Here is a 15,570-nt window from a genome sequence, read left to right on the forward strand (position 1 = left end):
GAGCAGGGAATCCGCGCCGGAGCGCGGAATCGCACCCTACCCGCGGTACGGGAGCGGCGTCAGCCCTCCCGGCCCCGGCGGCGGGGACGGGGACGGGGACGAGCCGGACGGCACCCGGTCAGTCCCGCGCGGCGAGCAGCCTGCGGCGGCGCCACAGCACCAGCGGCACGGCGCCCGCGAGGCCCAGCGCCGGGGGCGCCGCGGCGGCGGCCGAGCCGATGCCGGGCTGGTCGAAGGTGTCGGGGATGGGCAGCGTCGCCCAGCGGTTCAGCGGCCAGGCGACGACGATCGCGCGGCCGACGACGTCGTCCACCGGCACGAAGCCGCCGTCCTCGTCCTGGTGCCAGCGCGAGTCCATCGAGTTCTGCCGGTGGTCGCCCATCACCCAGAGCTTGCCCTTGGGCACGGTGACCGGCCCGAACGGCTTGTCGCTGCACGGGGTGTCGCCGGGGAAGATGTACGGCTCGTCGAGCGCCTTGCCGTTGACGACCACGGGGTTGTTGCCGCCCTTGCACTCGACCTTGTCCCCGCCGACCGCGATGACCCGCTTGATCAGGTCCTTCTCGCCGGCGGAGGGCATCAGTCCGACGAAGCTGAGGACCTTCTGCACCCCGTTGCCCACCGGGCCCGACTGCTCGCCCGGGGTGTCCCTCAGCCAACTGCCCGGGTCGTGGAAGACGACGACCTCGCCGCGCTCGGGCTCGGCGCCGAACCAGGGCGTGAGCTTGTCGACCAGCACCCGGTCACCGCGCTGCAGGGTGTCCTGCATCGACTCGGACGGGATGGAGAACGCCTGCACCAGGAACGTCTTGATGAAGAGGGCGAGGATCAGCGCGACGCCGACCAGGATCGGCAGTTCCTTCCAGAAGGACCGCTGCTTCCCGGATGTGCCCGGTTTCCCGCCCTTGCGAGCAGCCCCCGGCTCCCCGGCCGCCTCCCGGCCGTCCGGCCGGTCACCGCCCGCCGGCCCGTTCGCCGGGCCGCCTGCCGGCCCGTCGGGCGGGCCGCCCGCGGCTCCGTCCGGAGTCCGCCCGAGCGGACCGGGCCGGCCGGGATCCTCCGGTGGCGGCGGACCTCCGGGAGCCTCATGGGACCCATGGTGCACGGGAGAGGGGATTCCCTCCGGTGCCGGCCCCGCGGCCGGCTCCCCGGCACCGTCCGGGCGCTTCTCGGGCTCTCCATGGCCGGACCGCGCGCCGACCGCCACATCCCCCACATCCACTCCTCACTCCGCGCTGTCGCCTGTCGCCATCCGCCGCAGGCCCGCCACTCCCTTAACGAGCGGGAGTTCCGCAGGGGTCGGGATCCGGATCATCCCGTTCGCCCCACACGCCCCGGAACGTCCGCACGCCCGGCAGCGGACCCGGCCGGACGGCTCAGCCGTCGGCACCGCCCGCCCCGTCCGGTCCCCCGGACAGCCGGCGCCAGTGCCCCGGCGGCCAGGCGATCACCATGGCACGGCCGATGACCAGGTCTTCCGGGACCGTACCGTGCCCGGGCTCGGAGAGGTGGAACCGCGAGTCGGCCGAGTCGGAGCGGTGATCACCCAGGACGAACAGCCGTCCACGCGGCACGCGCACCTCGAACGGCAGCTCGGACGGCGCGTTTCCCGGGTGCACGTAGGGCTCCTGGACCGGCGAACCGTTGACCATGATTTTGCCGCCCGCGTCACAGCACTTGACCGTGTCCCCACCGACCGCGACCACCCGTTTGATCAGATCCTGCTCCCCCTGCGAGGGCAGCAGTCCGATGAACGACAGCACCCGCCGCCCCGCCCTGACCCCCGCCGATCCCTCGTCCGGCCGTTCCGCGTCCCCCAGCCAGTCGCCCGGGTCCTTGAAGACCACGACGTCGCCGCGCTCGGGCTCGGCGCCGAACCAGGGCGTGAGCTTGTCCACCAGCACCCGGTCGCCGATCCGGATGGTCCGTTCCATGGAGCCGGAGGGGATGACGAACGCCTGCACGAGAAAGGTCTTCAGCACCAGGGCGATCAGCAGCGCCACCGACAGCAGCACGGGCACCTCGGTCACCAGGGACCGGCGCCGGCTCCTGCGCTCCCGCCGCGCCGTCGCCCGCCGACGCGCCGCCCGCCCGTCGGGGCCACCCGGCGCCGGGCCCGGCGGCCGCGGCCCGTACCGCGCACGCGTCCCCCCGGTCCGCCGCCGGGGCCGGCCGCTACGGTGCTCCACTCGCACCCCCGCCATGAGCGCTCGGTTCCGGTACGCCGTCGAAGGCGTGCGTCCGGTCCAGCGCGGTCCACCGGCCGACGGGCCAGCCGATCCAGTCCGCGCGGCCGATCACCCGGTCCACCGGGACCATGCCGCCGCCCGGCTCTCCCAGGTGGTCGCGCGCGTCGCGGGACGCGCCGCGGTGGTCGCCGAGCACAAACAGCCGTCCCTCCGGTACCACCACCGTGAACGGCACCCGCGAGGCCGTGTCCCCCGGGAAGAGGTAGTCCTCGGTGATCACCCGGCCGTTGACCGACAGCCGGCCCCGGTGGTCGCACACCACCCGGTCGCCGCCGACGCCCACGACCCGCTTCACGTAGTCCGTCGCCGCCGGCTGCATCAGGCCGACCGAGGAGGCGACCTTGCGGACCGCCTTGGTCACCGCGTTCTCCGCGGGCTCCTCCTGGACGAACGACCCCAGGCCGTCGAAGACGACCACGTCGCCGCGCCGCGGCTCGTCGCCGAAGCGGTAGGCCAGCTTGTTGACCAGCACCCGGTCACCGGGCCGCAGGGTGTTCTCCATCGACGCCGACGGGATCACGAAGGGCTGCACGACGTACGCGCTGACGAGCATCACGGAGGCCAGGCAGCAGGCCGCCAGCACCCCCGCCCGGCGCAGCGGCCCGCCGCCGGTCAGCCACCGCCACGCCCTTCGGGGCAGCCCGGCGAGCGTCGCACGGTCCCGTATACGCGAAGAGCGCGACCGCTGCTCCTCGCCCCCTTCGGGGTGGGGAGAGCGGTCGCGCTCCGAAAGCTGTGCGTCGGTGTCCATCGGTCCGAGAGCCTATCCGGCCGGACCGGGACGCCGGGCGGAAGCTCAGTTGTCGCGCTTCTCCTTGATCTTCGCGGCCTTGCCGCGGAGCTCACGGAGGTAGTACAGCTTGGCGCGACGGACGTCACCGCGGGTCACGAGCTCGATCTTCTCGAAGATCGGGCTGTGGACCGGGAAGGTGCGCTCGACGCCGACCGAGAAGGAGACCTTGCGGACGGTGAAGGTCTCGCTGATGCCCGCGCCCTGGCGGCGGATGACGACACCCTTGAACTGCTGGATGCGGGAGCGGTTGCCCTCGATGACGCGAACGTGGACGTTCACGGTGTCACCGGGACGGAAGGCCGGGACGTCGGTGCGCAGCGACGCGGAGTTGACGTTGTCGAGCAGGGAGGACATGAGTCGTCTCTTCCTCGCCGATGCCACAGGTCATCGGCGGAACTGGTGCGGAAAGTGAGAGGTGCCGTACTGCCTCCGGCGGACGTCGGTCCCCCTGTGGCAGGGGCGTGCGCCGGACGCAAGGCAACGGCTTATTCTTCCACGTCCGGGGCCAGTCGCCCAAATCGGCCGTCGGGGCCCGGGGCCCAGCCGAGGATGGAGAGCATCTCGCGGTCCTTCTTGTCGAAGGACGCGGGGTCGGCGCGCTCGATCAGATCCGGCCGGTTGAGGTCGGTGCGGCGGAACGCCTCGTCGCGGCGCCAGCGGGCGATCTTCCCGTGGTGGCCGCTGAGCAGCACGTCGGGGATGCCCCGGCCGCGCCACTCCGGCGGCTTGGTGTAGACCGGGCCTTCCAGCAGGTCGGCCATGGCGCCGGGGGCGAAGGAGTCGTCGCGGTGCGACTCGGCGTTGCCGAGCACACCGGGCAGCAGCCTGGCGATGGCCTCGACCATGACGAGGACCGGGGCCTCGCCGCCGGCCAGCACATAGTCGCCGATCGAGACCTCACGGACGTCGAACCGCTCGCCGTACTCCTCGATCACCCGGCGGTCGATGCCCTCGTAGCGGGCGGGGGTGAACACCAGCCAGGGCCTGGCCGACAGCTCCACGGCCAGTTCCTGGGTGAACGGCCGGCCGCTGGGCGTGGGGACGACGATCGTCGGCGCATCCTCACCGGAGCCCGAGCCGACGACGTGGTCCAGCGCCTCGCCCCACGGCTCGGGCTTCATCACCATGCCGGGGCCGCCGCCGTAGGGGGTGTCGTCGACGGTGTTGTGCTTGTCGTGCGTCCATTCCCGCAGGTCGTGGATGCGGACGTCGAGCTGCCCACGAGCGCGGGCCTTGCCGACGAGCGAGACGTTCAGCGGTTCGAGGTACTCGGGGAAGATCGTGACGACGTCGAGGCGCATCAGCGGTCACCCTCGCCACGGGTCTCGCCGCCGGTTTCGCCACCGGTCTCGTCGCGGCTCTCGCCGGGATTCTCGTCACGGCTGCCGGCGATCACGGCCTTGTCGGCGTCGAGCAGCCCGGGCGGCGGGTCGACGAGGACGCGCTGCGCCTCCAGGTCGATCTCCGTGACGATCTCCTGCACGAAGGGGATCATCACCTCGTCGCCGCCGGGGCGTTCGACGATGAAGAGGTCCTGCGAGGGCAGGTGGGCGATCTCCGTGATCCGGCCGACCTCGGTGCCGTCGACGGTGACGACGTCCAGGTCCACCAGTTGGTGGTCGTAGAACTCGTCGGGGTCCTCGGGGGTCTCGTCCGGGTCGACGTCGGCGATCAGGAGGGTGTTGCGGAGCGCCTCGGCGGCCGTCCGGTCGGGGACGCCGGCGAACCGCAGCAGCAGCCGGCCGCTGTGCACCCGGCCGCTCTCGACGGTGAGCGGTCCCACGCCGGCGGGGTCGGTGGCGAGCACGGCGCCCGGGCCGAGCCGCAGTTCGGGCTCGTCCGTCCGCACCTCGACGGTGACCTCGCCCTTGATGCCATGGGCGCGGCCGATCCTGCCCACTACGAGCTGCACGATTCCGTTCCTTCTCCACGATCCTGGGGCCCGAAACGCCCCTCTCACACGACAACGGGCCGGGAAGGGGATCCCTTCCCGGCCCGTGCCGATGCCTGCCGTCCGTCAGCGGACGTTGTCCACGTCGACGAGGTCGACGCGGATGCCGCGGCCGCCGATGGCGCCCACGACGGTCCGCAGCGCTCGGGCGGTACGGCCGTTGCGGCCGATCACCTTGCCGAGGTCGTCCGGGTGGACCCGGACTTCCAGCACGCGCCCGCGGCGCAGGGTGCGGGACGCAACCTGCACCTCGTCGGGGTTGTCGACGATGCCCTTGACCAGATGCTCAAGGGCCTCCTCCAGCATGCTCAGGCCTCGGTCGACTCAGCGGACTCGGCGGCGTCGGCAGCCTCGTCCTTCTTCTCCGCCTTCTTCGCCTTCGGGGTGATGGCCTCACCCTTCGACTGGTCGGCGGCGTTCACGACGGACTCGAAGAGACCGCTGTGGTCCTTCTTCGGCTCGGCCACCAGCATGGGGGCCGGGGCCGGGAGGCCCTTGAACTTCTGCCAGTCGCCGGTGACCTTGAGGATGGCCATGACGGGCTCGGTCGGCTGCGCGCCGACACCCAGCCAGTACTGGACGCGCTCCGAGTCGACCTCGATGCGCGAGGGGTTCTGCACCGGGTGGTACAGACCGATCTCCTCGATGGCCCGGCCGTCACGGCGGGTACGGGAGTCGGCGACGACGATGCGGTAGTGAGGCGAACGGATCTTGCCCAGACGCTTCAGCTTGATCTTGACTGCCACTGGAGTGGTGTCTCCTGGTCTTGACGTGGTGGGCACAACAAGATGCCACGTGGGGTTGCGGTACTCGGAGTGCCCGATGGACGCGTCAGCCGGAGGAGAGAGGGGTCCTGTACGACTGTCGAGTACAAACCCCCATTGTGCCATACGCGTCCGGGCGCACGAACATCACCCGATCCCGGTCCGGCCCCGGTCCGACGGGCGTCGGCCGGGGCCGCGCGTCATCCCACGGACATCGCCTCGGGGATACGGAACGGCTGGCCACAGCCCCCGCACATGATCGGCGCCTGGGCGAGCACGGACGGCACCACACGGACGTTCCGCCCGCAGTCGCACACGGCCTTGACCCGGACGCCGCCGCCCGACGATCCGTGCCGAGCGGCGGGTCCGCGGAAGGTGCGCGAGGTGTCGGCCGCGGTGGCCATCGTGTGCGCCTTGAGGGCGCGCTGCAGTCTGTCGATGGTGGCGCGGTAGCGGCGACGCGCCTCCGGGTTGAGCACGACCAGCGAGAAACCGCTGCTGGGATGCGGCTCGTCACTGTGGTCGAGCCCGAGCTCCTCGGCGATCGCCAGGAACCGGCGGTTGTGGTAGCGGCCGGCGCGTGAGGTGTCCCGGACACCGCGGGCGGCCGCGATGCCGTGCACTGCCTCGTGCAGCAGCCTTTCGAAGGAGAGCTCGGCGCCGCACGCGGACGACGACTCCCCGATCAACGATTCGGGCGCGGCGAGATCCGGCAGCTCGGGGTGGTACCGCTGAATGTCGGCCCACGCCTGCGCCAGTTCTGCGGCGAGAACAGGTGGTGTCGTGCTCACGTCGTGACAACGAGCCGGGACCGCCCGGTGTTCCGATACCGGGCCATCCCAAATAATTTGCACGTACCAGTCAGTATCCCTGCGATACCGGTCCACCCGCCGCGACGAGGGCGGGTGCCCCGATCTGCGCAGAAGTACGGAGAAGCCGCAGAAGTGCGCACACCCGTTCGCAAGCCGGGGCGAAACTGACGCATGAGTCAGTTCCGCCCCGGCCGGAGTCCGACGGCGCCCGGACCTCAGTAGGCCCGCGCGACGATCGCCAGCGCGCCCGGGGCGTCGTCCGTCTCCGGCACCCCGCCGTCCTCGGTCACCAGGCAGCGCACGGTCACCGCCTGCTCGGCCAGCTTTGCCTCGCCCTCGGCGCCCAGCACCGCCCACGGGATCCGCGCCCAGCCGCCGGCGACGGCCGCCTCGGCCGCCTCCTCGATGGTGGACACGTCCGTCGTCCGCTCCTCGCGGCGCTCGCGGGACTGGCTCAGCAGCAGCGCCTGGTCCTCCTCCAGCACCTTCGGCAGCAGCGCCGTCAGCTCGTCGATGCGCACCGGCTCCTTGCCGCCGGGGATGCGGCGGGCCAGCATCGCGGTGCCGTTCTCCAGGTCGCGCGGGCCGATCTCGATGCGGACCGGAACGCCCTTGAGCTCCCAGTCCACGGCGCGGCGGCCGAACGGGGTGTCGGTGCGGTCGTCGACCTGGACGCGGACGCCCGCGGCCTTGAGCCGGTCGCCGATCTCACGGACCTTGGCGATGACGGCGTCGTCACCCTTGATGGCGAGGACGACGGCCTGCACCGGCGCCAGGCGCGGCGGGACGCGCAGGCCGCTGTCGTCGCCGTGCGACATGATCAGGCCGCCGACCATGCGGGTCGAGACGCCCCACGAGGTCTGCCAGACGAGCTCCTGCTGCCCGTCCTTGGACAGGTACGAGGTGTTGAACGCCTTGGCGAAGTTCTGGCCGAGCTCGTGGCTGGTGCCCATCTGGAGGGCCTTGCCGTCGCGCATCATGCCCTCCAGGGTGAGGGTGTTGATCGCGCCGGCGAACCGCTCCTTGGGCGTCTTGCGGCCGAGGACCACGTCGATGCCCAGGACGTTGACCATGAAGTCGTAGTACACGTCCCGGTGGATGCGCGCCGCGTAGTCGCGCGCGTCCTCGTACGTCGCGTGCGCCGTGTGGCCCTCCTGCCAGAGGAACTCGGTGGTGCGCAGGAAGACGCGGGGGCGCATCTCCCAACGGACCACGTTGGCCCACTGGTTGATCAGCAGGGGCAGGTCGCGATAGCTCTGCACCCACTTCGAGAAGTACTCGTTGATGATCGTCTCGGAGGTGGGCCGGACGACGATCGGCTCGTCCAGCTCCTTGCCGCCGCCGTGCGTGACGACCGCGAGCTCGGGGGCGAAGCCCTCCACGTGCTCGGCCTCGCGCGTCAGGTACGACTGCGGGATGAACAGCGGGAAGTACGCGTTGGAGGCGCCCGCGTCCTTGATCCGGGCGTCCATCTCCTGCTGCATGCGCTCCCACAGCCCGTAGCCGTACGGGCGGATGACCATGGTGCCGCGCACCGGGCCGTTGTCGGCCAGTTCGGCCTTGTTGATCAGGTCCTGGTACCAGCGCGGGAAGTCTTCCGCCTGCGGAGTGAGAATGGGAGCCTTTGCCATGGTGCGAATGGTACGGGCCCGGTCGGGCCGAGTGTGAATCCGTCCGCGCGCAACCCCGCGTTGGCGGCCCGTTCAGGGTTTGCGGCTGGGTATTCATCTCATGCGGCCCGGCGCGGCACATGCCATCTTGGGCGGTGGGGGAACTTCTCGCCGCATCCCCTGGACTCTCGGGCGGATGCGGGGTTCCCTGGCTTGGGGGGCGGTTCGGGGAACCGCGCGCACGGCAGCACATGGGGGGCGGCACTTCGGTCAGGAAACCGAATTCGGCGGATTGGGGCGCATGCGATGACACCAACGCTCGTGCGACGGCACCGGCCGTCCCCGTCGCCGCCCCGGTCGCGGGTCCGCGACTGGGCGGAAATCCAGGAACGCATGCTCGTGCCGCTGTACGAAGCGGTCTACGAGCGGCTGGAAGTAGCTGACGGAACCCGGTTGCTGAGCCTGGGCTGCGGATCGGGACTCGCCTTGCTGATGGCGGCCTCCCGCGGGGCCACCGTCAGCGGCATCGACACGGACGAACGCCGGCTCGACCTCGCCCGGGAGCGGCTGGCGGCCCACCCCTCCACCGTGCCGGTCCGGCTGGGCCACGGTGACGTGGACGGGGTCGCGGACCCGGCGGATCCCCCGTTCACCCTCGTCACCGCCTTCGACCCGCTCTACTGCGCGGGCGGCGGGGTCCGGGAGATGGCCGAGGCGCTGCGGCGGGCCGCCGCCCGGGCGCGGCGCGGGGCGCCGGTCGTGCTGGCCGGCTGGGGGCCGCCGGAGCGCTGCGCCGCCTCCGGGGCGCTGCGGGTCGCGGCCCGGCTGGCCGACCCGATGGCCACGGCGGCGCACTGGCGGCCGAGCGGCCGGGACGACCTGGAGGACCTGGCCCGGATGGCCGGGCTGCGGCCGGACGGCTCGGGGCGGGTCTCCTGCCCGTACGGCTACGCCGACCTGGCGAGCGCGGTCCGCGGGCTGCTCTCGACGGGCGCCTTCGACGCGGCGACCCGGACCACCGACCCGGAGCAGGTGACGAAGGAACTCACGGAGGCCGTCCACCCGTATGTGCGCGGGGACGGCACGGTGTGGATGCCGAATGTGTTCCGCTATCTCATCGCACGCGTGTAGCAACGGCAGGGTACGCGGGGACATGTGAAAAGCCCCCGGCCACGAGCCGGGGGCTTTCCGCCGGGGTGCGTCCCCGGGCCGGGCGGGCTCAGCCCGTCGACCGGCTCAGCCCATGAACTTCTTGAATTCGTCGGGGAGTTCGAAGTCCTTCGCGTCCTGTCCGGCGGGCAGGCCCAGCGGGTTGCCCGCCGCGGCCTGTTCCCGGCGGGCCGCGGCGGCCTGCTCCTCGGCCTTGCGCTTCATCGGGTTGCCGCTCTGGCGCTTGCCCTTGCCCTGCTTCTGCTGCTTCTTCTTCTTGCCGGCGCCGCCGCCCATTCCGGGGATGCCCGGCATCCCCGGCATGCCGCCGCCCTGTGCCATGCGCGACATCATCTTGCGGGCGTCGAAGAAGCGCTCGACCAGGTTCTTGACCGCGCTGACGTCCACACCGGAACCCTTGGCGATCCGGGCCCGGCGCGAGCCGTTGATGATCGTCGGGTCCTGGCGCTCGGCCGGGGTCATCGACTTGATGATCGCGGCGGTGCGGTCGACGTCGCGCTCGTCGAGGTTGGCGATCTGGTCCTTGATCTGCCCCATGCCGGGCAGCATCCCCAGCAGCTTGCTGATGGAGCCCATCTTGCGGACCTGCTCCATCTGCGCCAGGAAGTCGTCGAGCGTGAACTCCTTGGGGCCCTTCGCCAGCTTGGCCGCCATCTTCTCGGCCTCGGCCTGGCTGAAGGTCTGCTCGGCCTTCTCGATCAGGGTGAGCATGTCGCCCATGTCGAGGATGCGGGACGCCATGCGGTCCGGGTGGAACGCGTCGAAGTCGTCCAGCTTCTCGCCGTTGGAGGCGAACATGATCTGCTTGCCGGTGACGTGCGCGACGGAGAGCGCGGCACCGCCTCGGGCGTCACCGTCCAGCTTGGACAGCACGACACCGTCGAAGCCGACGCCGTCGCGGAAGGCCTCCGCCGTGTTGACGGCGTCCTGACCGATCATCGCGTCGACGACGAACAGCGTCTCGTCCGGGCGCACCGCGTCCCGGATGTCCGCGGCCTGCCGCATCATCTCGGCGTCGATGCCGAGGCGGCCGGCGGTGTCCACGATCACGATGTCGTGGACCTTCGACTTGGCGTACTCGATCGAGTCCCTGGCGACCTGCACCGGGTCGCCCACGCCGTTGCCCGGCTGCGGCGCGTAGACGGCCACCCCGGCGCGCTCGGCGACGACGCTGAGCTGGTTGACGGCGTTGGGGCGCTGAAGGTCACAGGCGACCAGCAGCGGGCTGTGGCCCTGGGTCTTCAGCCAGAGGCCGAGCTTGCCGGCGAGGGTCGTCTTACCGGCACCCTGGAGACCCGCGAGCATGATCACGGTCGGGGCGGTCTTGGCGAACCGGAGGCGGCGGGTCTCGCCGCCGAGGATGCCGACGAGCTCGTCATTGACGATCTTGACGACCTGCTGCGCCGGGTTGAGGGCCTTCGAGACCTCCTCGCCGAGGGCCCGCTCCTTGACCTGCTTGATGAAGGCCCGGACGACCGGGAGGGCGACGTCGGCTTCGAGCAGGGCGATGCGGATCTCGCGAGCGGTGGCGTCGATGTCCGCCTCGCTCAGGCGCCCCTTGCCGCGGAGGCTCTTGAAGGTGGCTGCGAGGCGATCGGAAAGGGTATCGAACACGGCGCTCGTCGGTCCTCGGGGTCGGGGGCGGTGGAATCGCACTCCAGGGTATCCGCACCGGCGGTGGGGGTGGCCCCGGTCCCGCCCTTTCCCCGTTTCCCGGGGCTGCGCCCCGGACTCCCTGATCGCGGCTCCGCCGCTCGTCCTCAAACGCCGGACGGGCTGAATGGTGCGCCAGGGCGCGCTATCCGGCCCGTCCGGGGGCAGGGCGGGACCGGGGCACAGCCCGCCGAAGGCGCTACCGCAACGCCCGCTCCACCGCCTCGGCCACAGCCTGCGCCTCCCCCAGAGGAACCCCATCCACCCCCGTCACATAAAACGCATCCACCACACTCGCCCCCAACGTCGACACATGCGCACTCCGCACCCACACCCCCGCCCCCTCCAGCACCCGCCCGATCCGGTACAGCAGCCCGGGAGCGTCCTCGGCCCGCACCTCCAAGACGGTCGCGTCGTGGGATCCGCCGTCGCAGACGGAGACCGAAGGCGCGGCCGGCGGCAGCCCACGCCGACGCCCCGCATAAGCCGCCTCGCGCTCGGCCAGCCGCCCCACGACATCCAGTGACCCGTCCAACGCCCGCACAAGATCGTCCCGCAACCGCACCCCCGACGGCGGATCGCCGTACTCCGCCGCCACCCGCCACCGCAGCAACAGCACGCCACCACGCACGGACCGCAGATCCGCGGCCCGCACGGTGAGCCGCCGCAGCGCGAGCACGCCCGCGGCGGCGGCCAGCACGCCGGGCTGGTCGGGGACGGCCATCAGCAACTCCACACCGTCGTCCCCGGCGGACAGCTCCACCGTCGGTGAGCCGGAACTCCGCGCCTCCGCCACGAGGCGTTCCTCGTCGGCGGAGGGCGGCGAAGGCTCCGCGCGCCCCACGACCCGCTCCCCCGCCAGGGCCGCCGCCGCCCGCCGCACCAGGCCGGAAACCAGCGACGCCCGCCAGGAGTTCCACGCCGCCGGCCCGGTCGCGAGCGCGTCGGCCTCGGTCAGGGCGTGCAGCAGATCCAGCGTGGCGGCGTCGGGGATCGCGTCCGTGACGGTCCGGACCGTCGCCGGATCGTCGAGGTCGCGCCGGGTCGCGGTCTCGACGAGCAGCAGGTGGTGCCGGACCAGGACGGCGAGGGTCGCCGTGTCCGGCGGACCGAAGCCGAGCCGGGGCCCGATCACCCGGGCCAGCGCCTCCCCCGCCACCGAGTGGTCCCCGGGCAGCCCCTTCCCCAGGTCGTGCAGGAGCGCGGCGACCAGCAGCAGATCCGGGCGGTCGACGCGACGCGTGAGCGCGGCGGCCCGGACGCAGGTCTCGATCAGGTGCCGGTCGACGGTCCAGCGGTGGACGGGGTTGCGCTGCGGGCGGCAGCGGACGCGCTCCCACTCCGGCAGCAGCCGGGACATCACGCCCTCCGCCTCCAGCGCCTCCCACACGGTGACGGTGTGCGGACCGGCCCCGAGGAGCGTGACGAGGAGTTCGCGCGCCTCGGCGGGCCAGGGCTCGGGCAGCGGACCGGCCGCGGCCAGCCGGCGGACGGTGTGCGCGGCGAGCGGCAGCCCGGCGCGAGCCGCCGCGGCGGCGGCGCGCAGCGGCAGGACGGGGTCGTGTTCGGGCCGGGCGGCCCGGGCGAGGACCGCCTCGCCGTCCTGTTCGACGACGCCTTCGGCGAGCGGCAGCCGCTCCGGTTCCCTGAAGCCGCCGCCACGGCCCCCAAGCACCCGCCGCAGCCGGGGCCGCCCGGACCGCGCCCGCAGCACCCGGCCGACCTCGCGCCACACCACGTCGGCCGCGTACGCGACGGTGCCCGCCGCCTCGTAGACGCGGCGCAGCAGGGCGTCCGCGTCCGGGTGGCCGAGGGCGCCCGCGACCTGGTCCTGTTCCTGGAGGGTGAGGCGGTCGGTGGCGCGGCCGGTGGCGAGGTGCAGGGCGTCGCGGGTGTCGAGGAGCAGCGCGCGGGCGTGCTCCAGGCCCTCGCGGGGGGCGTCGGCGAGCCAGGAGGCGGCGACGGCGCGCAGCGCGGTGGCGTCGCGGAGGCCGCCGCGCGCTTCCTTGAGGTCGGGTTCGAGGAGGAAGCGCAGGTCGCCGTGGTGGCGGGCACGTTCCTCGCCGAGTTCGCGGAGTTCGGGGAGCCGGGCGGGGGCGCGGTCGCGCCAGTCCGCGTAGGCGGTCGCGCGGACGGCGGCGGTCAGTCCGGGGTCGCCGGCGAGGTGCCGGGCGTCGAGCAGGCCGAGGTGGACCTTGAGGTCGTCGGTGGCGGTCCGGCGGGCGCCGGCCGGGGTGCGGACGGCGTGGTCGAGGGCGAGGCCGAGGTCCCAGACCGGGTACCAGAGGCGGTCCGCGACGGCGGCGACGTGCGCGGGGTCGGCGCCGGGCGCGTGCAGCAGCAGGAGGTCGAGGTCGCTGCGGGGCGAGAGTTCGCCGCGGCCGTAGCCGCCGACGGCGACGAGGGCGACGCCTTGGGTGCGGCCGAGGAGACCGGCGAGCCAGTCGTCGGTGAGCCGGGCGAGTTCCGCGCGCAGGACCGGTCCGCTGCGGGTGCGGTCGTGCAGCAGGCGCAGCCGGGCCGCCGCGTAGCAGTCGGTGCCCGAGCCGGCGGACTGGAGACGGGTATCGGTCAACTCGGGCTCCCTGGTGGGTGGTTCAGAGTGCGTCGGGTCCGCGTTCGCCGGTGCGGACGCGGACGACGGTCTCGACGGGGACGACCCAGACCTTGCCGTCGCCGATCTTCCCGGTGCGGGCGGTGCGGACGATGACGTCGACGACGTCGGCCGCGTCCTGGTCCTCGACGAGGACCTCGATGCGGGACTTGGGGAGGGTGTCGATCCGGTACTCGGCGCCCCGGTAGACCTCGGTGTGGCCGCGCTGTCTGCCGTGTCCCTGGACGTCGCTGATGGTCAGCCCCTGGATGCCGAACCGCCGCAGGGCGTCCTTGACCTCGTCGACGCGGTGCGGTTTGACGACGGCGGTGACGAGCTTCATGCGTCCACCTTCTTGTTGTCCGGCTTCTGGTTGTCCGGCCGGTCGTCCGGCGCGCCGTCCGTCGTACCGCCCGGCCGCGGTTCTCCCGGCCGCCCGTCCTCCGACCGCCCGTCCTCGGCTCGCGGTCCCTCCGCTCGTGGGTCCTGCGGCCGGCGGTCCGGGGCGGGCGCGCCGCGGAGGGCCGTGGTGCCTCCCACCGCGCTGTGGTCGTACGCGGTCTCGGCGTGGAACGCCCGGTCGAGCCCGGCGATCTCGTCGTCCTCCGTGGCGCGGAAACCGACGATACGGTCCACGAGCTTGGCGAGCAGCCAGGAGACCGCGAACGAGTAGCCCATGACCGAGAACGCGCCGGCGGCCTGCCGGCCGAGCTGGGTGGCGCCGCCGACGCCGTCCACGGCGAGAACGCCGACGAGCAGGGTGCCGATGACGCCGCCGACGAGGTGGACGCCGATGACGTCGAGCGAGTCGTCGTAGCCGAGGCGGAACTTGAGGCCGACGGCCCAGGAGCAGACGGCTCCCGCGACGAGGCCGATGAGAATCGCGCCGAAGGCGTTGACGGCGGCACCGGACGGGGTGATGGCCACCAGCCCGGCGACGGCCCCTGAGGCGGCGCCCAGGGTGGTGAAGGCACCGTGCCGGACGCGTTCGTAGGCGAGCCAGCCGAGCATCGCCGCGCCGGTGGCCACCTGGGTGTTGAGGGCCATGGTGGCGGCGGTGCCGTTGGCGGCGAGCGCGGAACCGGCGTTGAAGCCGAACCAGCCGAACCACAGCAGCCCCGCGCCGAGCATCACCAGAGGGAGGCTGTGGGGGCGCATGGGGTCCTTGCGGAAGCCGATGCGCTTGCCGACGACGATGAGAGCGGCGAGGGCGCCGACGCCCGCGTTGATGTGGACGGCGGTGCCGCCGGCGAAGTCGATCACCTTGAGCTTGAACAGCCAGCCGTCGGCGTGCCAGACCCAGTGTGCGACCGGGAAGTAGACGAGGCTGACCCAGAGGGTGATGAACAGGCACCAGGCGCTGAAGCGCACCCGGTCCGCGAGGGCGCCGCTCATCAGCGCCGGGGTGATCACCGCGAACATCAACTGGAAGAGGGCGAAGGCGAGGACCGGAATGCCCTCCTTGCCGCCCGTGAGGGTCTCCGGCCTGATGCCCTTCAGCCCCACATGACCGAGGTCGCCGAGGAGACCCCCGCCGATGTCGTCACCGAAGGCGAGCGAGTAGCCGTAGAGCACCCACAGCACGGTGACGATGCCGAGGGAGACGAACGACATCATCAGCATGTTCAGCGCGCTCTTCACCCGGACCATGCCGCCGTAGAAGAAGGCCAGGCCGGGCGTCATCAGCATCACGAGCGCGGCGCTGATCAGTACGAACGCGGTATCCGCTCCATTCACGATCCGTGTCTCCTCGCAGCGGGGCCCGTGCCCCCGTGCGGGCGGGGTTCGCTGTGGGCCGGTGTGGCCTCGAGGCTGACGCAGCACGGTTTCGCACAGGGCAGCCGGCTGTTTCACGCCGGTGACGAAGGCGGCGGGAGTGTTACGAGTGGGTGAACCGCGCGGGGACGCGGCGGGGCGACCGTACAGCCGGATGACCGTACGGGGGGGCACCGCGCGGGGTGGGGTCACCGGGCCA

Annotated in this window: 15 protein-coding genes; 1 reads left to right on the forward strand and 14 read right to left on the reverse strand. The window is 72.4% G+C overall.

Going from position 1 to position 15,570, the window contains the following annotated elements; all coding sequences use genetic code 11:
* Positions 1 to 118: 118 nt before the first annotated feature.
* From lepB (ACZ6X9_RS00485) to proS, 10 genes are all read right to left on the reverse strand, one after another.
* Positions 119 to 1,207 carry a signal peptidase I gene (lepB, locus tag ACZ6X9_RS00485; protein ID WP_469776603.1) on the reverse strand — a complete coding sequence of 363 codons (1,089 nt, stop codon included), beginning with the start codon at positions 1,205 to 1,207 and terminating at the stop codon, positions 119 to 121.
* A gap of 169 nt (positions 1,208 to 1,376) precedes the next feature.
* Positions 1,377 to 2,030: a signal peptidase I gene (gene lepB, locus ACZ6X9_RS00490; RefSeq protein WP_469775729.1), complete on the reverse strand. Its 654-nt coding sequence runs from the start codon at positions 2,028 to 2,030 to the stop codon at positions 1,377 to 1,379.
* A gap of 145 nt (positions 2,031 to 2,175) precedes the next feature.
* Positions 2,176 to 3,000, reverse strand: a complete 825-nt coding sequence (gene lepB / locus ACZ6X9_RS00495; RefSeq protein WP_469775730.1) for a signal peptidase I — start codon at positions 2,998 to 3,000, stop codon at positions 2,176 to 2,178.
* 45 nt (positions 3,001 to 3,045) lie between these two features.
* Positions 3,046 to 3,396, reverse strand: coding sequence for a 50S ribosomal protein L19 (gene rplS / locus ACZ6X9_RS00500; protein ID WP_469775731.1), 351 nt, complete (start codon positions 3,394 to 3,396; stop codon positions 3,046 to 3,048).
* A gap of 131 nt (positions 3,397 to 3,527) precedes the next feature.
* Positions 3,528 to 4,343: a tRNA (guanosine(37)-N1)-methyltransferase TrmD gene (gene trmD, locus ACZ6X9_RS00505; protein ID WP_469775732.1), complete on the reverse strand. Its 816-nt coding sequence runs from the start codon at positions 4,341 to 4,343 to the stop codon at positions 3,528 to 3,530.
* A complete protein-coding gene (gene rimM, locus ACZ6X9_RS00510; RefSeq protein ID WP_469775733.1) occupies positions 4,343 to 4,954 on the reverse strand; it encodes a ribosome maturation factor RimM in 612 nt (203 codons plus the stop codon). Before rimM ends, trmD begins: the two co-directional genes overlap by 1 nt.
* A gap of 105 nt (positions 4,955 to 5,059) precedes the next feature.
* Positions 5,060 to 5,299, reverse strand: coding sequence for an RNA-binding protein (locus ACZ6X9_RS00515; RefSeq protein WP_223772169.1), 240 nt, complete (start codon positions 5,297 to 5,299; stop codon positions 5,060 to 5,062).
* 2 nt (positions 5,300 to 5,301) lie between these two features.
* Positions 5,302 to 5,739 carry a 30S ribosomal protein S16 gene (gene rpsP, locus ACZ6X9_RS00520; RefSeq protein ID WP_433023624.1) on the reverse strand — a complete coding sequence of 146 codons (438 nt, stop codon included), beginning with the start codon at positions 5,737 to 5,739 and terminating at the stop codon, positions 5,302 to 5,304.
* Between the two features lie 218 nt (positions 5,740 to 5,957).
* A complete protein-coding gene (locus ACZ6X9_RS00525) occupies positions 5,958 to 6,548 on the reverse strand; it encodes a hypothetical protein (RefSeq protein WP_469775734.1) in 591 nt (196 codons plus the stop codon).
* A gap of 236 nt (positions 6,549 to 6,784) precedes the next feature.
* Positions 6,785 to 8,200, reverse strand: a complete 1,416-nt coding sequence (gene proS, locus ACZ6X9_RS00530) for a proline--tRNA ligase (RefSeq protein ID WP_469775735.1) — start codon at positions 8,198 to 8,200, stop codon at positions 6,785 to 6,787.
* Between the two features lie 285 nt (positions 8,201 to 8,485).
* Between proS and ACZ6X9_RS00535 the strand changes: the two genes are divergently transcribed.
* Positions 8,486 to 9,310, forward strand: a complete 825-nt coding sequence (locus ACZ6X9_RS00535; protein WP_469775736.1) for a class I SAM-dependent methyltransferase — start codon at positions 8,486 to 8,488, stop codon at positions 9,308 to 9,310.
* Positions 9,311 to 9,415: 105 nt separating this feature from the next.
* Here ACZ6X9_RS00535 and ffh read toward each other — a convergent pair whose 3' ends face one another.
* The 4 genes from ffh to ACZ6X9_RS00555 form a co-directional block, all read right to left on the reverse strand.
* On the reverse strand, positions 9,416 to 10,963 hold the full coding sequence (gene ffh / locus ACZ6X9_RS00540; RefSeq protein WP_469775737.1) for a signal recognition particle protein: 1,548 nt from the start codon (positions 10,961 to 10,963) through the stop codon (positions 9,416 to 9,418).
* Between the two features lie 238 nt (positions 10,964 to 11,201).
* Positions 11,202 to 13,577 (reverse strand): [protein-PII] uridylyltransferase, encoded by a 2,376-nt coding sequence (locus tag ACZ6X9_RS00545; RefSeq protein WP_469775738.1) that lies wholly within the window; start codon positions 13,575 to 13,577, stop codon positions 11,202 to 11,204.
* Between the two features lie 22 nt (positions 13,578 to 13,599).
* Positions 13,600 to 13,938, reverse strand: a complete 339-nt coding sequence (locus ACZ6X9_RS00550) for a P-II family nitrogen regulator (protein ID WP_469775739.1) — start codon at positions 13,936 to 13,938, stop codon at positions 13,600 to 13,602.
* Positions 13,935 to 15,332: an ammonium transporter gene (locus ACZ6X9_RS00555; protein WP_469775740.1), complete on the reverse strand. Its 1,398-nt coding sequence runs from the start codon at positions 15,330 to 15,332 to the stop codon at positions 13,935 to 13,937. Before ACZ6X9_RS00555 ends, ACZ6X9_RS00550 begins: the two co-directional genes overlap by 4 nt.
* Positions 15,333 to 15,570: the final 238 nt, after the last annotated feature.

The organism is Streptomyces sp. NPDC052910 (genome assembly GCF_055585605.1).